Origin of the sequence: Colwellia sp. BRX9-1, assembly GCF_014077195.1 — a bacterium.
Lineage (GTDB): Bacteria > Pseudomonadota > Gammaproteobacteria > Enterobacterales > Alteromonadaceae > Colwellia_A.
The window spans coordinates 454,858-475,100 of record NZ_JACGVM010000001.1; the positions used below are offsets into that span (position 1 = coordinate 454,858).

The window sequence follows — 20,243 nt, forward strand, 5'->3', positions numbered from 1 at the left end:
CAGGTACTTTTTACCATATCAGTAGGTGGTTTTACTTTTCTTAAGACGAAAAAAAACCTTAACATTGCTGTTAAGGTTTCGTTCCTTCCTTTCGGAATGGATGGTGCCGACTGCCGGAGTCGAACTGGCGACCTACTGATTACAAGTCAGTTGCTCTACCAACTGAGCTAAGTCGGCACACAAAGATGTGTGCGATAAATTTATTCTATTGAACTATTTATCTTGGCACCGAACAAATGTTTCTACACTATTTCTATATTAAAAAAGTAAGCAACAAATATTCAAATAGGTTGAATAGATGGTGCCTCGACCCGGAATCGAACCAGGGACACGAGGATTTTCAATCCTCTGCTCTACCGACTGAGCTATCGAGGCAGTGTCTAATCTGCTGTCTTTTCGGCTTTGCCTTGAAGACGGGGCGTATTAAACTGTTTTTCGATTTGTTCGTCAACCCTTTTTTTTAAATAAATGTTTGTTTGCTTGTTTTTTCTGCTTATTGGCGGAATAGTCAGCGTAAAATCACCATTTAATCAAAATTATCAATAAAAAAAGTTGTTGAACCCTTACTTTTTCGGTGGAACGTAACCTTCAATTTCAGGTTCTTTTCCTTCAAAAAGATAAGCAACCATAGCCGTTTCTAAAAAAGCACGGTCATTTGGCTCCATCATGTTCATTTTTTTCTCATTAATAAGCATGGTTTGTTTTTGTTGCCAGTTTTTAAATGCTTCTTGACTGATATTATCAAAAATACGTTTACCGACTTCTCCAGGATAAAGTTGAAATCCTAGTCCTTCAGCGTCTTTTTTTAAATTTTGGCAAAATATAATACGGCTCATAAGTTAATTCTCTTGTTCTAGGTTGTAAGTTGGTCTGTGCATTTATACTTTTACCACTTTAATATTCATCTGTATCTTAAAGTGGTATCGATATATAAATATCATGGCTTTAATAAGCTGATCAATTTTTGAGTTGATGCTGCTAAGCCAACCGATGCAGTTGTGGCTAAATTGTACCACTGTTGTTGGTTGTTTTCGTTGATTTCTTTTGTTGGTAATTGTTCACAATCAATCACTACTGGCGATATATCTAAATGAAAGTGACTAAAGGTATGGCGAAATTTTACTAAGGGTACAACGGACGTTTGTTTCAAGTGGAGCTTCGCTAATAATGCGGCAATCTCTTCTTCGTGCTGGACCTCTAAAAAACACCATAAACCTCCCCATATGCCACTTGGCGGACGTTTCTCTAATAATACTTGCTGGTTAATACGAGGTATCACCATAATAGTTTGCTTTTCTGGAATGATTTTCTTTGGTTTTTTTTGTGGGTAACTACTTTGTTCATTCAGTGAAAAAGCTAAGCAAGTGTCACTTAACGGGCACAGCTCACATTTAGGTTTACTGCGAGTACAAATAAGTGCGCCTAGATCCATCATCGCTTGATTAAACTGCGCAACACCTTCTTTGGGCGTTAATACCTCAGCAATCGGCCATAACGCTTTTTCATACTTACTCTGACCATTATGGCCTTCAACCATATAACAACGAGCTAATACCCGTTTTACATTACCATCTAAAATAGCGTGATGCTTATTCAATGCCAAACTTAAAATTGCACCAGCCGTTGAACGACCAATACCCGGTAGAGCAATAACTTGTTCAATGTCCTCAGGAAAAGTACCTTGGTATTGCTGAGTAATTATTTTTGCTGTTTTATGTAAATTACGAGCTCGAGCGTAATAACCTAATCCTGTCCAGTGATGTAAAACGTTATCTTCATCGGCATTAGCTAAATCGGTAATTGTTGGGAAACTGTCCATAAAACGATGATAGTACGGAATAACCGTTGCTACCTGTGTTTGTTGCAGCATTATTTCAGAGATCCATACACGGTATGGGGTTTTATTGTGCTGCCAAGGTAAGTGCTTTCTGCCTTGGGCTTGATACCAGTCGAGTGTTTGCGTGGCAAAAAACTGTGCTGATTTCGGTGATATTTGAGTTTTATTTGTCATAGCGACTTAGTTTACCTAATAAACGGGCACGAATAAATGTGCATTTTTTATTGCAAAAATTTATAATGCCATTATGCTCTCGTCCATATTAATCTCGAGATTATCACTCGAAATATACTTGCTAAGATTTAAGGAATTAAAATGAAATTAAATGCTAAAAACCGTAACCGCCGTTTACGTAAAAAATTACGTGTTGATGAATACCAAGAATTAGGTTTTGACGTCGCTTTTAAATTAGCTGACGGTACAGACAATGATACGGTTGATACTTTTTTGAATAACTTTTTTAATGAAGTTATTCAACCTAATGGTTTAGGTTTTGGCGGTGAAGGCGATGTTTTATGGCATGGTATCGTTTGTACTCAAAATATCGGTAAGTGTACCGATGAACATCGTACCGCTGTAGAATCTTGGTTGAATGAAAATGGCGCTACAGCAGTAGCTGTTAGTGATCTTTACGATGTTTGGTGGGCTGAATAACTTTATTCATCATAAATGAACTTTACCCGGCATTGTCAGCATTTTTCAGTGCCATTACTTATGTACAATAAGTGCAGACTCTGAAAATTTTGGCTGCTTTGTTTAAAGCGCATTTATTTAGAATAAAACTTGGATTATATTGAAGAAATATATGGTAGATAAAACTGAAAACACCCACAAAAGCATTGAAGAAGCTGAAAAAGAAGGCAAATATATTCGCAAAGTACGTAGTTTTGTTAAGCGCGAAGGGCGATTAACAAAAGGACAAGCGAATGCATTGGAGCAATTTTGGCCAACAATGGGCTTAAACCATCTTGATGGAATGATTGATTTTGCTCACTTATTTAATAACAGCAATCCTATTATCTTAGAAATTGGTTTTGGCATGGGTAAATCTTTAGTCGAAATGGCAAAAAATGCCCCAGAACTAAATTTTGTTGGTGTTGAAGTGCATCGTCCGGGTGTTGGCGCTTGTATTTCATTAGCAGATGAAGAAGGCGTTCATAATTTAAAGGTTTTTGAACACGATGCGATAGAAGTGCTTGCTGACTGTATTCCTAATAGTTCATTAACGACCGTGCAATTGTTTTTTCCTGATCCTTGGCATAAAAAGAAGCATCATAAACGTCGAATTGTTTCGTTAGAATTTGTCGAAACTATTCGTCAAAAGCTAAAGGTGGGTGGTGTTTTTCATATGGCTACTGACTGGGAAAATTACGCAGAATGCATGATTGAAGATATGAACTCAGCGCCGGGCTATAAAAACTTAGCCACCGATGGTGACTTTGTGCCACGTCCTGATTCTCGGCCATTAACGAAATTTGAAAACCGTGGTCATAACTTAGGTCATGGCGTTTGGGATATTCAATTTAAACGCCAAGATTAATCTAGAATGGACAGTTAATTTAAGTACTCTTGTTCAACGTGAAAAAGATGCTGGCTATTACGTAAGTTGCCGGTGTCTTTTAACCACTGCGTACTAATGATTTCTCGTTGCAAGGCGGCTTGCAAAATACGCACTTTATACTGCGACCAATAATAAATCGTTGCTTGTTGATGAATTTCGTTATTTGGAAAAATATCACTTCTGCTTTCTTCTAATTCGGCTAAAATATCAGCAATAACTTTTGGCTTTAACTCTTTTTCTATCTGTAGCTTAAATTTAGTGAAACGTTTTGCTTTAACTAATAACCATGCCATCCACAATATTACGGCAACAGCAAAAACAAATAAAATATCTATACTCATAACTGATTTATTCTATAAAAACATTGTGGGCATCTTATCAGTCAAATTGAATTTGGCTAAAGCTTATTTTTATTTTATAACTCGGGTATTTACAAAAATTAAACCGCTAGCCCTCTTAACTCTATGTTAGGTTAATTAAACGCTGAACTGTGCTTGTTCATGCATCAGTAACTTTGCTTTTAAAGCTAAACCACCAGCATAACCTGTTAATTTTCCATTGGTGCCTATAACACGATGGCAAGGGATAATTAAAGCGATCGGGTTTTTTCCGTTTGCTGCGCCAACCGCTCGTACGGCCTTTTCATTATTAATTTTTTTTGCTATCCATAAATAACTTTTGGTCTCACCTTGTTTGACAGTCAGCAATGCTTGCCATACTTTTTGCTGAAATGGTGTACCTTGTGGTGCAAGTGCCAAGTCGAAGACAGTACGATGACCAGAAAAATATTCTGCAAGCTGTTGAACCACTCGGGTAAAATGAGTAGGGCTCTCTGTGTAACTTTCATCAATAATCAGCGGTAAAGCGCCATCTTGAAAAGCAAGCGCCGTTAGCCCTTGGTCATTAGCGGTTAATGCGATATTGCCGTAAGGAGAAGGGGTGATAGTAAAGTACATATTTATTCCTTTGTTAAAGCATAACTCATGAAATATTGTGAGGATAAATAACTATTTTAAAGATAATTAACGATAATGCACAGCACTAAAATTGCTTCTTCAGTTAAAGCGCTAAACTAAAATAAAGCATAAGTCGTTTTGTGTCAGCCATTATTTATTAGTGGCTAACTTGTTACGGTATTGTCGTGCAATAACTTTTAAAATATCACGCCAACTGATAATACCAATAGGTTGCATTTCATCATTTACAATCGGCAGACATGAAAGGTGATTGTCATGAAACATTAATACTGCGTCATTCAAACTGACTTCTGCCTTGGCTGTTGTTAGGTCTCTGTTCATGATGAGGTGTAGCTTCTTTTGTAACATTGAATGGTCACGGGGCGTTTCGTTTTTAGTGCCAATTGTTGGACTTAAATGCTTGTATATATCTCTATCGGTGACCACCCCGACAAGTTGTTTATCACAAAGTATCAAAATATGGTGAATGCTGTGTTGGTCAAATATTGCTTTTGCTTTACTTAAATCATCGTCAAGTTCTAAGGTAATTAAGTCTGTCGACATAATTTTACTTAAGCTCATCATTCTCTCCTAATATTTGATTTTTGTTTGCTCATCACGATAAACAAAACTTTGTTAATTAACAATAATCTTTTAGTCAAAACTACCTCTTTAGTGATTTATATAAAACTAATTGTTGGCTGTCACAAAAGTGTCATACAACTGTCTTATAATTCATATCGTACTAAAGTCTCCATAATTGAAGGTGTTTAAGTGGCAATTGCATTAAAATCGACTGGCCCACGTCAGTTGAAAAATACATTAGCACAATGGTTAATAACGGTAGGCGGTATAAGTGTTTTGTTTACACTGGTGCTGATCTTTTTATATTTACTCTATGTGATAAAACCTATTTTTGAGTCGGCAACAATAGAGCCTGTTGGTCAATTTGAAATCAGTACCACGGCACCCACGTTATCTGCGGGTGTTGATGAACTAAAAGAAATCGCTTTTCAGATTACTCAGCAAGGTGATATTAACTTTTATCAGCTCGTCAAAAGTGCTGCTCATGAAAAAGGTACGTTAGTACTCAGTGAAAACTTATTGAGTGATGATAAAACCTTAATTAATGTTGTTAATTCTGGTGTAGAAAAGAAACTACTCATTGATAGTGACGGCAACATGCAGCTTATTGCCGCTAAATTCTTTTCTAATTTTGATTCGGGTACACGAGAAATTATTCCTAGTGTTGCCTATCCGTTAGGAGAAGAGTCGATAGCCGTTGACGAGAGTGGCGAAGTTCTTACTGAACTTTCATTTGGTATGAATGATGAAAAAGCGGTTTTTGTTGCGTTTACGCAAGACCAGCGTTTAATTAAGACCAGCTTAATTGCAGAAGATGACTTTACTTACGACAGCGCTTACGAAACTATTTATCAAGAAATTGATTTTCCTGCTGATCATGTTAACGAAATCCTAGTGACTCCTGATATGGGCTTAGCTTTTGTTCGTAGTGATGATCAAGTTTTTGTTTTTGATCTTACCGATGAAGATGACGTTGAACTTAAAGCCACAATTATTCCCTCTTTAGAACAAACCAGAAGCAAACCCCATCATGTTACAGCAATGGCATTACTTTCTGGTAGTAGCTCAATCTTATTAGGTAGCAGTGCGGGTAAAGTTACACAATGGTTTGAAGTGGCTACTGACGATGGTCGTCAATTTAAAAATGTTCGTAGCTTTAACGTTAGTGATACCGAAGCTGTTACTCAAATTCATACCGAACAATTTCGTAAAAGTTTCTATACTTTAACGACCTCAGGAAATATGGGGGTTTTCTACACCACCAGTGAAGCTGATTTATGGCGTGGTCAACTAACAACTACCGAACCTAGCGTATTTGCAATTTCTCCTCGCGCTGATGGTTTAGTCGTGATTGACGAAAACCAGCTGAAAATATTCAGCGTTGAAAATGAACACCCCGAAGTTACTTGGAGTGCTTTGTGGGAAGAAGTTTGGTACGAAGGTTACCCAGAGCCCGAGTATATTTGGCAGTCAACTTCCGGTTCAGATGATTTCGAAGGTAAGTTTTCTTTAGTACCCATTTCATTTGGTACCATGAAAGCGGCCATGTACGCGATGTTATTTGCTGTGCCTATTGCGTTAAGTGCTGCGATTTATACCGCTTACTTTATGACCCCTGGTATGCGCCGAAAAGTTAAGCCAACAATTGAGTTAATGGAAGCATTGCCAACAGTTATCTTAGGGTTCTTGGCGGGTTTATGGTTAGCACCAATAATCGAAAATTATTTGCCAGCAATCGCAATGCTATTAATTATGTTACCGCTTTCAGTCTTTGTAACTGCATTTGCTTGGCATAAACTGCCTAAAGATATGAAAAATACTATTCCTGAAACATGGGCGCCGATCATACTTGTTCCTGTCTTGTTAATTGCCGGTGGTAGTGCATTTTTGTTATCTCCTTTCTTTGAAACCTTGTTTTTTGGTGGCGATGTTCGTCAGTATATTACTAACGACCTCGGTATTGACTTTGACCAACGTAATTCATTAGTGGTTGGTTTAGCGATGGGATTTGCCGTTATACCGACCATTTTTTCTATGGCAGAAGATGCAATATTTAGTGTACCTAAACATTTAACCAGTGGTTCACTCGCTTTGGGGGCTACACAATGGCAAACGCTTGCGAAAGTTGTTTTGTTAACCGCTAGTCCAGGTATTTTTTCTGCAGTGATGATGGGCTTAGGCCGTGCAGTAGGCGAAACCATGATAGTGCTGATGGCGACGGGTAATACTCCAATTTTAGATTGGAGTATCTTCCAAGGTATGCGTACCTTAGCAGCAAATATTGCTGTAGAAATGCCAGAATCCGAGGTAGGGAGTTCGCATTATCGAATTCTATTTTTAGCTGCTTTTGTTTTATTTGTTTTCACCTTTATTTTTAACACGTTTGCTGAGCTGATACGTCAGCGCTTACGTGAAAAATACAGCTCGTTATAGTTAAGGAACTGAGTTTATGAATAGTTGGTTTAAATCTGGTTCTCCGTGGGTGTGGTTGTCTGCTGGCGGAGTAAGTATCAGTTTAATTTCAGTTCTAGGTTTATTGTGGTTAATTGCTTCACGTGGTTTATCTTACTTTTGGCCTGCAGACATTTATCAATTTGAGACGGTTAATGAAAAAGGCCAAGCAGTTACCGTTATTGGTGAGATATACGATCGTGAAAGCCTGCCAAGCAAGCAGTTATCGCATTTAAATTTAGGTTTAGATCCTACTAAAGAAACCATTGAGCGAATTTTAGTGAAAACGGGTAACCGTGAATTAGTTAATCTAGATTTTCGCTGGTTGTTAATGCCGCTTATTAACAAAACCACCATGCCTGAAGATGTTGTGGTGATTGAACGTCGCACCAATGGTAATTTTTATGGCTTCATTGAAGGGATTATCTTAGATGGTCAGCCTGAAGGCCTAGACAAAATGGCTGAGTTGCTGGAACGTGTTGATAATTTTCAAGACGAAATGGACGAATTACAAAAAGTTGATATCGGCGCCATCAATTATCAAATAGAACGCTTACGACTGAAAAAGCGTAAACATAAACTTGATGAGACCTTAACCGTTGAGCGCGAACAAGAAATTGATGCAGAAGTTGCTCGTTATAACGCTGATTACCAAGTACTAGAAAAACAGTTAATGGCTATCCGTGACAAAGTATCTCGTGATCAACTTGTGGTACGCGCTATGGGCGGTGAGGTTATTGAGATAAATTTTGAAGAAATACTCAAAGTTACTTATAACAATAAACTGTCTGTTTTTGGCCGAGCTGCGGTATTTATTCAGCAAATAGGCAGTTTCTTAATTGATGACCCACGAGAAGCAAATACCGAAGGTGGCGTTTTTCCTGCAATATTTGGTACTGTTTTAATGGTTTTACTGATGACAGTCATTGTTTCTCCTATGGGCGTTATAGCGGCTATTTACTTACATGAATATGCGGGTAAAAATGCCCTGACTAAACTACTTCGTATCGCTGTTATTAACTTAGCAGGTGTACCGTCAATCGTTTATGGGGTGTTCGGTTTAGGTTTCTTTGTTTACATGGTGGGTGGTAGTTTAGATCAACTGTTTTATGCCGAGACACTGCCTAGTCCAACTTTTGGTACGCCAGGTGTTATGTGGTCTGCTATTACTCTAGCGATACTAACATTACCGGTTGTTATTGTTTCAACCGAAGAAGGCCTATCACGCATTCCTTCAGCTATGCGTCACGGGTCTTTAGCGCTAGGTGCAACCAAAGCAGAAACGTTATGGCGTATTATTCTACCGATTGCTAGTCCAGCAATTATGACGGGTATCATTTTAGCGATTGCTCGTGCGGCCGGTGAAGTTGCACCACTGATGCTAGTTGGTGTTGTAAAAATGGCGCCAAATTTACCGCTTGATGGTAACTTCCCATATTTACATTTAGACCGTAAGTTTATGCATTTAGGTTTTCATATTTATGATGTAGGCTTCCAAAGCCCTAATGTTGAAGCGGCAAGACCATTAGTTTTTGCAACCGCATTTTTATTGGTGACAATTATTGTCTCACTGAATATGACAGCGGTTACCATACGTAACCGTTTAAGAGAAAAATATCGCATGTTAGAGCATTAATTTTATTGAAGAATACCATTCTTATTTTAGTTAAATATACTGACATAAGAATGGCTCAAAATATAAAGTAAAAAAGTTTTAACAGTCACGAACAAAATTTAAGCATTGAAAGAGAAAACTATGATTTCAGTCAGCCCAAGAACATTAGATCCAAAAGTTAAACTTGATCTTAACAACTTATCGCCAGAACAAGTGGCGTTAGAAATTAAAAATTTAAACCTATACTATGGTGACAAACAAGCACTACAAAATATCAGCATGTCTATTCCTAAAGGACAAGTTACCGCGTTTATTGGTCCTAGTGGTTGTGGTAAATCTACGTTGTTACGTTGTATTAACCGTATGAACGACTTGGTTGATATATGTAAGATTGAAGGTGAAATTAATCTTCATGGCGAAAATATTTATGGAAAACATGTTGATGTTGCAGCGCTGCGTCGTCAAGTAGGTATGGTTTTTCAACGACCTAATCCATTCCCTAAAAGCATTTATGAAAATGTTGTCTATGGTTTACGTATTATGGGCGAAAATAATCGCCGTGTATTGGATGAAGCCGCAGAAGTTGCGCTGCGAAGTGCGGCATTATGGAATGAAGTAAAAGACCGTTTGCACGATAGTGCACTGGGACTTTCTGGTGGTCAACAGCAACGTTTAGTGATTGCTCGCGCCATTGCGATTAAGCCAGAAGTTTTATTGCTTGATGAACCTACTTCGGCACTTGACCCTATTTCAACATTGACGATTGAAGAATTGATTAATGACTTAAAAAAGCAGTTTACTGTGGTCATTGTTACCCATAATATGCAACAAGCTGCACGTGTTTCAGATCAAACAGCATTTATGTACATGGGTGACTTAATTGAATACAGCGATACTAATACGCTGTTTACCACGCCGGCAAAAAAGAAAACTGAAGATTATATTACTGGCCGTTACGGTTAATAGAGACGATTAATATTCTACTTTTAATATAGAATAACAAGGAAAAACAATGGATAACATCAATCTTGGTCGTCATATATCAGGCCAGTTTAACGAAGATTTAGAAAATGTCATCAACCATGTCATGCATATGGGTGGTCTGGTTGAAAAACAATTAAGCGATTCACTCACGGCTGTTTATGATGCGGATGAAGTCTTGGCAAAAAATGTCTTAGCGAACGATTATAAAATTAATGCCCTAGAAGTCAGTATTGACGATGAATGTACACGCATCATAGCTAAGCGTCAGCCAGCTGCTGGCGATTTACGTTTAATTATGGCTATTGTAAAAACAATTGCTGATTTAGAGCGTATCGGCGACGAAGCACAGAAAATTGCTCGGGTAGCACTCGAAAACTTCTCTGGAGAGCAAAAAGCGCTATTACTTAATTTAGATAATTTAGGTCGTAAGGTTTTAGAATTTTTACAAGCAACTCTTGATGCTTTTACACGTATGGATGTCGACTCAGCTGTTTTAACTCATGGCAATGACGAGAAGATTGATCGTGAATACGAGGCGCTAATGCGCCAATTAATGACTTACATGATGGAAGACCCGCGTTCTATCCCACAAATAATGAGTGTTATCTGGTCAGCTCGTGCTTTAGAACGTATTGGTGACCGTTGTCAAAATATTTGCGAATACATTATCTATTTTGTCAAAGGAAAAGATGTTCGCCACACAACAGCTGAAGATATTAAATCTTTGTAAATTTGGAAAAAGCCGCTACGTTTAAATAACTTTCTATATACCTGTTATGTTTCGACAAATCATAGCTATATCTAGTTAAAAGCACAGGAATTGTCAGGTGATCGTGATAAAACGCTTGAAGATCGTGTTAAATGGGTTAATATCCGCGACGAATAATAACAAAGAGCAATTTGGCTCTGGGAATAAATTATGGCTAGAAATTCAATACTAGGTGTCTTTGCAAAATCACCTATTAAACCATTAGAAAAACACATTCGATTGGTCACTAAGTGTTGTAATCAACTAACTCCTTTCTTTGCTGCTTGTGCTGAACAAGATTGGTCAAAAGCAGGGAAACTTCGCAGTAAAATCTCAAAATATGAACGCGACGCAGACAAATTAAAACGCGAAATACGCCTTGAACTTCCGGGTGGCTTATTTATGCCTGTTGATCGTGCTGATTTGTTAGAGTTACTTTCACAACAAGACAAAATTGCTAATAAAGCAAAAGATATTGCCGGACGTATTTTAGGACGCAAACTGATAATACCAGAAACACTACAAGATTCTTTTGTGGCGTATGTTGCTCGAAATATTGAAGCCGCAGAAAAAGCAGCTGACGCGATTAATGAATTAGACGACTTATTAGAAACAGGTTTTCGTGGTCGAGAAGTAGCATTGGTTGAGAAGATGATTAACCAATTAGATGAAATAGAAGATGATACAGACGGCATGCAAATTAAATTGCGTAGCGACTTATTGGCGATTGAGAATGACTTAAATCCTATTGATGTAATGTTTTTATATCAAATTATTGAATGGATAGGTGATTTAGCCGATTTAGCCGAACGTGTTGGTGCTCGTTTAGAAATTTTACTGGCTAGAAAATAAGGCTTATTCATGGATATATTATTAACACATGGCCCTATGTTGGTCATTATTGCCGGCGTTGTTGGTTTCTTTATGGCGTGGGGCATTGGTGCAAACGATGTGGCTAACGCAATGGGTACATCAGTTGGCTCTAAAGCGCTAACGATTAAACAAGCTATTATCATCGCGATGATTTTTGAATTTGCTGGTGCATATTTAGCGGGTGGTGAAGTTACTTCAACTATTCGTAAGGGTATTATTGATGCTTCTTACTTTGTTGATAGTCCGGAATTACTTGTTTTTGGTATGATTTCAGCATTATTTGCTGCTGCTACTTGGTTACTTATTGCTTCTATTTTAGGTTGGCCAGTATCTACAACACACTCAATTGTTGGCGCCATTGTTGGTTTTGCTGCCGTTGGTGTTAGTGTTGATGCTGTTGAATGGGCTAAGGTTATCGGTATAGTAGGTAGCTGGATAATTACGCCACTTATCTCAGGTATTATTGCATTTATTATTTTTAACAGCGCACAAAAATTAATTTTTGATACGGATAACCCATTAATTCAAGCTAAACGTTGGGTACCTTTTTACATGTTTTTAGCGGGCTTCGTACTTGCTTTAGTCACTATCAAGAAAGGTTTGAAGCATTTAGGCTTAAACATCGGCTCTGTTGAAGGTTATGTATATGCGATTATTGCCGCAGTTATTGTCGCTGTTATAGGTAAAATATTCATAAACCGTTTAGAATTTGATGAAAGTGCTGCGAAGAAAACACATTATGCCAACGTAGAAAAAGTATTTGCGGTATTAATGATCGTTACTGCCTGTGCAATGGCATTTGCTCATGGTTCAAACGATGTTGCTAATGCGATTGGTCCACTAGCTGCGGTAGTAAGTATTGTTGGTAATGACGGTCAAATTGCAGCTAAGTCAGCTATCGCATGGTGGATTTTACCACTAGGTGGTTTTGGTATTGTTGCTGGTCTTGCATTATTTGGTCACAGAGTTATTGCAACCATAGGTAATGGCATTACACATTTAACGCCAAGCCGTGGTTTTGCAGCTGAATTAGCAGCAGCATGTACAGTTGTTATCGCCTCAGGTACAGGTTTACCTATCTCAACCACACAAACGTTAGTAGGCGCTGTGTTAGGTGTAGGTATGGCTCGTGGTATTGCTGCAATTAACTTAACGGTTGTGCGTAATATTGTTGTTTCTTGGGTTGTTACCTTACCGGTTGGTGCAGGTTTATCTATCATTTTCTTCTGGGGAATGGTGGCAATTTTCACCTAGGCACACTTAGAAAATTTACTTTTAAAAAACCAACATTGATGTTGGTTTTTTTTATTTAAACTCCTGAATTTGTAAACTTTCAGTGGTAACCACTATATAATTAAAAAGTGATTAGGTAATGCTTGCCTGAACCACTATTACCCTATATTATAACGCCTCTTTGATGTTCTTTAGAATTTCAAACTGCCTTGATAGCTCAGTCGGTAGAGCAGAGGATTGAAAATCCTCGTGTCCCTGGTTCGATTCCGGGTCAAGGCACCATATTTCTCTTTATTGAGACGAAAAAGCCCACAAGCAATTGTGGGCTTTTTTTTGTTTAAACAGAAAAATTTATTTTCAATTAAATGAGTATCACTTCACTAAATTCCCGTTTTATATCAAACTTTCTTAATAGACATTATGTTATAAATATTGCCCTTGATATCTCTAGAACTTAATGATGATGAGTACAAAACAAGCGGATGAATCATTAGGCATTTTTTTTGCTTCATGGAGTGAAAAAAGAGCAGGGCGAATACCTGGTAATATCCCTATTTGGGTGGGAATATTATCTGAGTTAACTGAGTTTGGTATTTTTTTTGTCGCCTATTTTATCGCTAAATTATATTATCCTGAAATATTTTCTCGTGGCCCACAAAGCTTAAATACAACTATTGGTGTATTGAACACTATTGTTTTGTTGTCTAGCAGTTACTTTATGGCTAAGGCCATGGCTAGTGTCCGAATTAATAATTTAGTGAAATGCGAACGGTTTTTATGGCTTGCTCTACTTTGTGGCTGTAGTTATTTATGCTTAAAAACCTGGGAATTTCATTGGAATGACTTACAAGGATATAGCACTAACACCAATGAATTTTTCACTGTCTATTACTACATGACGTTTAATCATTTTTTACATGTTGGCTGGGCCTCATGTGCCATATTATGGGTGATCTTCAGGCTAAGAAAAGGGGCATATTCAGCAAAAAGCCACACAGGTTTAGAGGCACTAGCTGTGTATTGGCATATGATTGACTTAATGTGGATCCTGATTTTTCCATTATTATATGTATTAAGGTAGCGTTGAAATATGAAAGGTATTGGAAAATTAGAATACTACTTAGTGGTATTAATTTTAATTACTTTGTTGAACACTTTTTTAGGTGAAAACTTTCAGTCAACGACAGTTGTTAGTGTTTTAGTTGCAATAACAATAATGTGCAAAGGTATTGTCGTTATTGATCACTTCATGGAACTTAAGGGGGCACATAGGTATTTGAGACTAATGATGAAAACTTACTTTGTAATATTCCCTTCGTTAATCATATTAACTGTTTTTTACTGAGCTAAGCGTCTTATTGACGTTTACTTAGTTATCGGTTTAATCATCCAAATTGAAAACTAATACCACTCACCGTTTTATTCAGGTTATTCATCGCAATAAATTTTTTGAAAGTAAACTTTTGTAAAGTCATTACAGCTTTTGATTAATACTGATTACAATTAAAGCATTAAAAATACTATAAGTGGTTTCATCTTTTATGGAAAACCGTTTTCGAATACAGATCAAACACAGTGTTATGACTGTCCTAGTAACAACCCTGTTGTTGGCTTGCTCGAGTACATCTGAGCTTGATAAAAATATTAGAAATATTAACTTACCTGCGACTTGGCAACAAAGTGAACAGAATTTGCAGGTTGAAAATAACTGGCTAGAACAGCTTGATAGTCCTCAAGTTCAACAATTAGTGAGAACAGCACTAGCATCAAATCACCAATTAAAAATTCAAGCGTATAATGTTGAAATTCAAAAGCAACAACTGATCATTTCTGGCAGTACACTTTGGCCATCGCTTGATTTGTCTTTGCGTTCGGGTCGAAATAAATACAATGACTCTGATACGTACACTAATTCAAGTTCAGTTAATTTGAATTTAACTTATGAACTTGATTTATGGGGGAAACTATCTTCAGCTGACCAACAAGCTAACTTAACGTTTATGGCTGAACAGTCGAATTTTGAGCAAAGTAAACAGCAATTAGTGGTTGATGTTGTCACTAAGTGGTTCGCGGTTGTTGAGGCAGAAAAGCTACTGTCACTTTATCAAGGTCGTGTAAAAAACTCCCAACAAAATTTAGACATTATTGAATCAGGCTATAACAGTGGCTTAAGTGAAGCACTTGATGTTTACCTAACACGTAATGAGCTAAACAATGAATTAACTCGTGTTTGGGAACAAAAAACAGTAAAAACTCAATTAATTAGACAGTTGGAACGTTTAGTTGGTGAGTATCCCACAGGAACATTGTTAGTTGATGCTGATTTACCGCTACTAACCTCTGATATTCCCTTAGGATTGCCATCGGAGCTTATTAGCAGAAAACCTCAGTTAAAGTCTAGTTGGTATTTATTACTTGCTAAAGATGCTGGCCTCGCTTATGCACACAAACAACGTTTTCCAAGCCTAACTTTAACAGCGTCGGTAGGAGACAGCGGCATTGATATAGATGACTTGCTATCAGGATCATCGTTAGCATGGTCATTGTTTGGAAATATTTCTGCACCACTATTTAATGCTGGTCGTTTGGCTGCTAATGAAGAGCAAGCACGGTTAGCGTTGAAACAAAACGAACAGCAATATCTTGAGCACTTATATAATGCATTTACTGAGGTTGAGAATGCGGTGACCCAAGAAAAAAGTTTAAAAAATAGCTATAAAAGTATGTTAGCTGCACAAGAAAATGCCAAAGTTGCCGCGACACTTTCTTTTGAAAAATATCAAAGTGGTTTGGTTAATTATACTACGGTGCTTGATGCTCAATCACGATCGTTTGATGCACAAAGTACCTTGATAAAGCTTAAAAATCGCTTGATTGCCAATCGCATACAACTACATTTAGCACTCGGTGGCGACTTTACTGTGCCTGAGAAAACTGCCACAACTATTAATCCAAAGGCTGAATAATAATGTCTTCACAACCAAGTTTACATACAGAAATAACACAAAAACCAAGCACGCTAAAAAAATTGATCATCCTAGCTGTTATTATTGGCGTTACATTATCATTAGTCGCTTTGATTTATAGCAACCCGCCACAATCGAAAAGGGCTAAACCCTCAAAAGCGCCCCAGATGACAGTAGCAACAAAGATATTAGCGCCGCAACGTTATCAAGTTATGGTGGAAAGTTTTGGTACGGTAAAACCTCGTACACAAAGCATACTTTTTGCGCAGGTTGCTGGCCAAATTACTCAAGTCAGTGGTCAATTTCGTGACGGTGGGTTTTTTGAAAAAGGTGATGTTTTAGTACAACTTGATGATCGAGATTACCGGTCAGAAGTCAAAGTATCACAAGCAAATCTTTTATCTGCCAACCAAGTATTACTTGAAGAACAAGCAAGAGTTCAACAAGCAGAAGCTGACTGGCAGCGGTTGGGAAATGGTAAAGTAGCCGGTGTTTTAGTGTTACGTCAGCCGCAACTTGAGTCAGCAAAAGCAAAAGTACTTTCTGCACAAGCGCAATTAGATAAAGCTAAGCTATCGTTAGAACGCACCCAAATAGTGGCACCTTATGCGGGACGCATTTTGAAAAAACAAGTTGATATTGGTCAAGTTGTTACCAGTAACAGTCAACTTGCCACCATTTTTGCTGTTGATTATGTAGAAATTCGCTTACCGATTAATAATAAAGATCTTTCCTTGATTAACTTACCTGAAGTATATCGAGATATTGGTGAACAGGGTAATAAGGACGATGTAAAAATAAGCTCTGATTTAATTGGCCATCAATCATGGAATGGAAAAATAATTCGCACCGAAAGTGCTATCGATGAACAGTCGCAGCAGCTCTATGTTGTAGCACAAATTAATCGCCCCTATGATGCAACAACCTCTTTGGGATCACCGATAAAAATAGGTCAATATGTTACTGCCCAGATAACAGGAAAAGAACTAAGCAATGTTTTGGTTATTCCCAGCAATGTTATTTATCAGGGAAGCTATGTTTACACAGTCGAAAATGGCTTGTTAATTCGTAAAGAGGTTTTGCTAGGGTGGCAAAATGGTAAAGAGTCAATTGTTGAGTCAGGGCTCGTTGCCGGTGATGAACTTGTGCTAACTTCTTTAGGACAAGTGAGCTCTGGAACCCCCGTAGCCATTGAAGGAAATATTCCGAGTAAAGCAAGAAAAAATAACCCAGAAGCTCGTCAGAATAAGGCAAAACTAAAAGGCACTAAAAGATCAAAGGGTGAAGCACAATGATCGCCTGGTTTGCTAGAAATCACGTAGCAGCGAATCTGTTATTAATTACTATTTTAATTTTAGGTTTATTTAGTCTATCTGTACGGATACCTGTTGAGGTTTTCCCCTCATTTGCCTCTGATCGTATCAATGTGAATGTCTCGTTACGTGGTGCTACGCCAGAAGATGTTGAAAAAAGTATTTCTATTCGCATAGAAGAGGCGATACAAGACCTAGAAGGTATTAAGCAAATTGCTAGTCGTTCATCTGAAGGCTCTTCAGCGGTTAATATCGAAGTTGAAAGTGGCTACGATGCACGAGAAGTTTTGGCTGATATTAAAAGTCGTGTCGACTCTATCAATACTTTTCCATCAGATGCTGAAAAACCTGTAGTGTCGTTAGCGACTCGAAAAAGAGAAGTTATCTCGGTTAGTGTCGCCAGTATTTATGGTGAAAAAGAAACGCGCGAGTATGCAGAGAAAGTACGCGATGAGTTGTTAAAAATATCTGAAATTACTCAGGCAGAGCTTAGTGGTGTTCGTAACTACGAAGTTTCTATTGAAATACCTCAAGATAAATTACAACAATATAACTTAACTATCTCCCAAGTGTCAGCCGCGATAAATAATTCTAGTACCGATGTTTCTGCGGGCAATCTAAGAACCGAAGGAGGGGATGTTTTATTATTGTCAAAGGGGCAAGCTTATCGTAAAAATGAGTTTTCTGACATCGCGATAAAGACTCACACTGATGGTTCTATTTTACGTTTGTCTGATATTGCGTTGATCACCGATGCTTTTGAAGAAACACCGGTAAGAACCCGCTTTAACGGTAAGCAAGCCGCCTTTATCGACATCTATCGTATTGGTCCACAAAGTGCCATTGACGTTGCCGATGCAGTAAAAAACTATATTGATGAACAACAAGGAAATGTGCCGGTAGGTGTTGAGTTAAGTTATTGGGATGACGACTCTCAAATTGTAAAAAATCGTATTGCAACGTTAACAACAAGTGCGTTGCAAGGTGGTATTTTAGTCTTAGCACTACTGAGCTTATTTTTACGCCCGTCGATCGCCTTCTGGGTTTTTATTGGCATTCCTATTTCATTTATGGGGGCTTTTATAGCAATGCCTTTTTTTGGCATTACCCTTAATGTTATGAGCCTATTTGGCTTTATTTTAGTACTCGGTATTGTCGTGGATGACGCCATTGTCACCGGAGAAAATATTTATACCCATTTAAAAACAGCTAAGTCAGGGGAAGAGGCAGCCATAAGAGGTACTGAAGAAGTGGCTACACCAGTTACTTTTGGTGTATTAACCACTATTGCCGCTTTTTTACCTCTGGCATTTATTGAAGGTGCGCGAGGGGCATTGTTCGCACAAATTCCGGTTATTGTTATTCCTGTTTTATTGTTTTCTCTAATCGAGTCAAAGTTTGTTTTACCGTCACATTTAAAGCATTTAAAACTCCGTAGTCAAAAAACAAAAACATCTAAATTTAGCCAATTACAACAACGCTTTGCGGATGGCTTTGAAAACACAATTTTACGTTATTATCAGCCTTTATTAAAAAAAGCCATTAATTTTAAAACAGCGACATTTTTTGGTTTTGTTGGTGTTTTCTTAATTATCATTACCTTGGTCATGAGTGGCTGGACTAAATTTATCTTCTTTCCAAGAATACCCAGTGAGACGGTAAGAGCTTCATTAACCTTACCAGCAGGCTCACCATTTGAGGTAACGAATAAACATATCTTAAAAATGACAGAGAAAGCGGAAGAGTTACGTGAGAAATATATTGATGAGGCGACGAATGAAAGTATCATTATTAATATTTTGGCGACAACGGGTGGCAGAGGTGGCACAACCAATCAAGGCAGTGTTCGTTTTGAAATAACGCCGCCAGAGTCTAGAAGCTTATCAATTGGTTCAACACAGTTAGTTCGAGAATGGCGGGAGCTTATTGGGCCAATTCCTGGCGCTGAAAGTATGACCTTTAGAGCCGAAATAGGTCGGTCATCAGACCCTATTCAAGTACAGCTAAAAGCAAGCTCTTTGGACTCGCTTAAAGAAATTACCGATAAGGTAAAGATACGCTTAGCCACTTACCCCACTGTTTTTGACATAGAAGATAGTTTGTCTGACGGAAAAGAAGAGCTACAAATCGAATTAACTGAGCAAGGCAAAGCGCTAGGGTTAACCAGAGTAAGTATATCTAATGAAGTACGCCGCTCGTTCTTTGGCTCACAAGTTCAGCGTATTCAAAGGGGTAGAGACGATGTCCGGGTAATGGTTCGTTTACCTTTGAGTGAGCGTCGCACGACTGCTGATTTAGAAAATATTCTTATTGGAACTCCCAATGGTGGTTCAGTGCCTTTGGCGCATGTTGCTCGCTTAATTCCAGGGAAAAGTCCATCAACCATCTCTAGAATCGATCGTTATAGAACGGCAAATGTCAGCGCTGATGTCGATAAAGAAAACACCAATATGACAATATTACAGGCCGATTTAAAAACTTACTTGGATGAGCTTCTTTTACAATATCCTGGTGTCAGTCATTCGCTCGAAGGTGAAGCTAAAGAGCAACGTGAATCATTTGGATCGTTAGCTTGGGCATTAGTTTTTGTTTTCTTTATTATTTATGCTTTGCTGGCCATTCCATTTAAGTCTTATCTACAACCTATTATTGTAATGAGCGTTATTCCTTTTGGTATGATAGGTGCCGTTATAGGTCACTGGATCATGGGCATGGAATTAACGATTATGAGCTTATTGGGCATGCTGGCATTAATTGGTGTGGTGGTGAATGACTCCTTGGTATTAGTTGATTTTATCAATAAAAAACGAGCCGAAGGTATTAAGCTTATGGAAGCAGTACTTACCGCGGGCGCTTCACGTTTTCGTCCTGTGATGTTAACTAGCTTAACCACCTTTATTGGTTTAATGCCGTTACTTTTTGAGCAATCAACTCAAGCACAATTCCTTATTCCAATGGCTGTTTCTCTTGGTTTTGGTATATTGTTCGCGACATTTATTACCTTGATTTTAGTGCCGGTTAACTACTTGCTTGTTGAACAGATAAAGGCGTTTTTTGGTGTTAAGCCTACGGGGTATGTTCTAGAGCAAGTTTAGCTTTTACATTTATGGTATTTCAAGCA

General features: G+C 37.9%; 18 protein-coding genes and 3 tRNA genes. 14 read left to right on the top strand and 7 right to left on the bottom strand.

The features are described from left to right. Positions 1-101: 101 nt before the first annotated feature. From H4J76_RS02080 to mutY, 4 genes are all read right to left on the bottom strand, one after another. Positions 102-177: transfer RNA gene (locus H4J76_RS02080), tRNA-Thr, on the bottom strand. A gap of 122 nt (positions 178-299) precedes the next feature. Continuing rightward, positions 300-375 (bottom strand) — tRNA-Phe (locus H4J76_RS02085). A gap of 188 nt (positions 376-563) precedes the next feature. Then, positions 564-836, bottom strand: a complete 273-nt coding sequence (locus H4J76_RS02090) for an oxidative damage protection protein (protein ID WP_070374680.1) — start codon at positions 834-836, stop codon at positions 564-566. A gap of 101 nt (positions 837-937) precedes the next feature. Further along, positions 938-2,011, bottom strand: a complete 1,074-nt coding sequence (gene mutY, locus H4J76_RS02095) for an A/G-specific adenine glycosylase (RefSeq protein ID WP_182213464.1) — start codon at positions 2,009-2,011, stop codon at positions 938-940. A 141-nt stretch (positions 2,012-2,152) separates the two neighbouring features. Here mutY and H4J76_RS02100 point away from each other — a divergent pair, with 141 nt between their 5' ends. Both H4J76_RS02100 and trmB read left to right on the top strand, forming a co-directional pair. Further along, complete coding sequence (locus H4J76_RS02100; RefSeq protein ID WP_182176192.1) at positions 2,153-2,491, top strand: 50S ribosome-binding protein YggL; 339 nt, start codon at positions 2,153-2,155, stop codon at positions 2,489-2,491. Positions 2,492-2,642: 151 nt separating this feature from the next. Further along, on the top strand, positions 2,643-3,377 hold the full coding sequence (trmB, locus tag H4J76_RS02105; protein ID WP_182213466.1) for a tRNA (guanosine(46)-N7)-methyltransferase TrmB: 735 nt from the start codon (positions 2,643-2,645) through the stop codon (positions 3,375-3,377). Positions 3,378-3,391: 14 nt separating this feature from the next. Here the strand turns inward: trmB and H4J76_RS02110 are convergent, their stop codons facing one another. The 3 genes from H4J76_RS02110 to H4J76_RS02120 form a co-directional block, all read right to left on the bottom strand. Beyond that, on the bottom strand, positions 3,392-3,739 hold the full coding sequence (locus H4J76_RS02110; RefSeq protein ID WP_220465200.1) for a hypothetical protein: 348 nt from the start codon (positions 3,737-3,739) through the stop codon (positions 3,392-3,394). A 135-nt stretch (positions 3,740-3,874) separates the two neighbouring features. Continuing rightward, positions 3,875-4,354 (bottom strand): methylated-DNA--[protein]-cysteine S-methyltransferase, encoded by a 480-nt coding sequence (locus H4J76_RS02115; protein WP_182213467.1) that lies wholly within the window; start codon positions 4,352-4,354, stop codon positions 3,875-3,877. A 150-nt stretch (positions 4,355-4,504) separates the two neighbouring features. Next, a complete protein-coding gene (locus H4J76_RS02120; RefSeq protein ID WP_182230012.1) occupies positions 4,505-4,939 on the bottom strand; it encodes a CBS domain-containing protein in 435 nt (144 codons plus the stop codon). Between the two features lie 189 nt (positions 4,940-5,128). Here H4J76_RS02120 and H4J76_RS02125 point away from each other — a divergent pair, with 189 nt between their 5' ends. The 12 genes from H4J76_RS02125 to H4J76_RS02180 all read left to right on the top strand — a co-directional run bounded on the left by H4J76_RS02125 (position 5,129) and on the right by H4J76_RS02180 (position 20,217). Continuing rightward, positions 5,129-7,372, top strand: a complete 2,244-nt coding sequence (locus tag H4J76_RS02125) for an ABC transporter permease subunit (RefSeq protein ID WP_310733496.1) — start codon at positions 5,129-5,131, stop codon at positions 7,370-7,372. Positions 7,373-7,388: 16 nt separating this feature from the next. Then, entirely contained in the window at positions 7,389-9,026 is a 1,638-nt protein-coding gene (gene pstA / locus H4J76_RS02130) for a phosphate ABC transporter permease PstA (RefSeq protein WP_182213470.1), read from the top strand. Positions 9,027-9,146: 120 nt separating this feature from the next. Beyond that, positions 9,147-9,968, top strand: coding sequence for a phosphate ABC transporter ATP-binding protein PstB (gene pstB / locus H4J76_RS02135; RefSeq protein ID WP_070374673.1), 822 nt, complete (start codon positions 9,147-9,149; stop codon positions 9,966-9,968). 49 nt (positions 9,969-10,017) lie between these two features. Then, positions 10,018-10,719, top strand: coding sequence for a phosphate signaling complex protein PhoU (phoU, locus tag H4J76_RS02140; RefSeq protein WP_182176185.1), 702 nt, complete (start codon positions 10,018-10,020; stop codon positions 10,717-10,719). A gap of 189 nt (positions 10,720-10,908) precedes the next feature. Then, positions 10,909-11,589: a TIGR00153 family protein gene (locus H4J76_RS02145; RefSeq protein WP_146799161.1), complete on the top strand. Its 681-nt coding sequence runs from the start codon at positions 10,909-10,911 to the stop codon at positions 11,587-11,589. Positions 11,590-11,598: 9 nt separating this feature from the next. Next, positions 11,599-12,864, top strand: coding sequence for an inorganic phosphate transporter (locus H4J76_RS02150; RefSeq protein ID WP_182230013.1), 1,266 nt, complete (start codon positions 11,599-11,601; stop codon positions 12,862-12,864). Positions 12,865-13,049: 185 nt separating this feature from the next. Then, positions 13,050-13,125 (top strand) — tRNA-Phe (locus tag H4J76_RS02155). Between the two features lie 175 nt (positions 13,126-13,300). Next, the gene (locus H4J76_RS02160; RefSeq protein WP_259377109.1) at positions 13,301-13,924 is read left to right on the top strand and encodes a cytochrome c oxidase subunit 3 family protein; all 624 of its coding nucleotides are present in this window, start codon (positions 13,301-13,303) and stop codon (positions 13,922-13,924) included. A gap of 9 nt (positions 13,925-13,933) precedes the next feature. After that, positions 13,934-14,188, top strand: coding sequence for a cytochrome C oxidase subunit IV family protein (locus H4J76_RS02165; protein ID WP_182213473.1), 255 nt, complete (start codon positions 13,934-13,936; stop codon positions 14,186-14,188). Between the two features lie 196 nt (positions 14,189-14,384). Then, positions 14,385-15,809 (top strand): TolC family protein, encoded by a 1,425-nt coding sequence (locus H4J76_RS02170; RefSeq protein ID WP_182230014.1) that lies wholly within the window; start codon positions 14,385-14,387, stop codon positions 15,807-15,809. Positions 15,810-15,811: 2 nt separating this feature from the next. After that, positions 15,812-17,104, top strand: a complete 1,293-nt coding sequence (locus H4J76_RS02175) for an efflux RND transporter periplasmic adaptor subunit (protein WP_182230015.1) — start codon at positions 15,812-15,814, stop codon at positions 17,102-17,104. Next, the gene (locus H4J76_RS02180; protein WP_182213478.1) at positions 17,101-20,217 is read left to right on the top strand and encodes an efflux RND transporter permease subunit; all 3,117 of its coding nucleotides are present in this window, start codon (positions 17,101-17,103) and stop codon (positions 20,215-20,217) included. Before H4J76_RS02175 ends, H4J76_RS02180 begins: the two co-directional genes overlap by 4 nt. Positions 20,218-20,243: the final 26 nt, after the last annotated feature.

What these genes read in the sequence shown, in the direction of transcription:
- H4J76_RS02090 (WP_070374680.1), bottom strand. Translation starts at nt 836, where the DNA reads ATGAGCCGTATTATATTTTGCCAAAATTTAAAAAAAGACGCTGAAGGA.
- mutY (WP_182213464.1), bottom strand. Translation starts at nt 2,011, where the DNA reads ATGACAAATAAAACTCAAATATCACCGAAATCAGCACAGTTTTTTGCC.
- H4J76_RS02100 (WP_182176192.1), top strand. Translation starts at nt 2,153, where the DNA reads ATGAAATTAAATGCTAAAAACCGTAACCGCCGTTTACGTAAAAAATTA.
- trmB (WP_182213466.1), top strand. Translation starts at nt 2,643, where the DNA reads ATGGTAGATAAAACTGAAAACACCCACAAAAGCATTGAAGAAGCTGAA.
- H4J76_RS02110 (WP_220465200.1), bottom strand. Translation starts at nt 3,739, where the DNA reads ATGAGTATAGATATTTTATTTGTTTTTGCTGTTGCCGTAATATTGTGG.
- H4J76_RS02115 (WP_182213467.1), bottom strand. Translation starts at nt 4,354, where the DNA reads ATGTACTTTACTATCACCCCTTCTCCTTACGGCAATATCGCATTAACC.
- H4J76_RS02120 (WP_182230012.1), bottom strand. Translation starts at nt 4,939, where the DNA reads ATGATGAGCTTAAGTAAAATTATGTCGACAGACTTAATTACCTTAGAA.
- pstA (WP_182213470.1), top strand. Translation starts at nt 7,389, where the DNA reads ATGAATAGTTGGTTTAAATCTGGTTCTCCGTGGGTGTGGTTGTCTGCT.
- pstB (WP_070374673.1), top strand. Translation starts at nt 9,147, where the DNA reads ATGATTTCAGTCAGCCCAAGAACATTAGATCCAAAAGTTAAACTTGAT.
- phoU (WP_182176185.1), top strand. Translation starts at nt 10,018, where the DNA reads ATGGATAACATCAATCTTGGTCGTCATATATCAGGCCAGTTTAACGAA.
- H4J76_RS02145 (WP_146799161.1), top strand. Translation starts at nt 10,909, where the DNA reads ATGGCTAGAAATTCAATACTAGGTGTCTTTGCAAAATCACCTATTAAA.
- H4J76_RS02150 (WP_182230013.1), top strand. Translation starts at nt 11,599, where the DNA reads ATGGATATATTATTAACACATGGCCCTATGTTGGTCATTATTGCCGGC.
- H4J76_RS02160 (WP_259377109.1), top strand. Translation starts at nt 13,301, where the DNA reads ATGATGATGAGTACAAAACAAGCGGATGAATCATTAGGCATTTTTTTT.
- H4J76_RS02165 (WP_182213473.1), top strand. Translation starts at nt 13,934, where the DNA reads ATGAAAGGTATTGGAAAATTAGAATACTACTTAGTGGTATTAATTTTA.
- H4J76_RS02170 (WP_182230014.1), top strand. Translation starts at nt 14,385, where the DNA reads ATGGAAAACCGTTTTCGAATACAGATCAAACACAGTGTTATGACTGTC.
- H4J76_RS02175 (WP_182230015.1), top strand. Translation starts at nt 15,812, where the DNA reads ATGTCTTCACAACCAAGTTTACATACAGAAATAACACAAAAACCAAGC.
- H4J76_RS02180 (WP_182213478.1), top strand. Translation starts at nt 17,101, where the DNA reads ATGATCGCCTGGTTTGCTAGAAATCACGTAGCAGCGAATCTGTTATTA.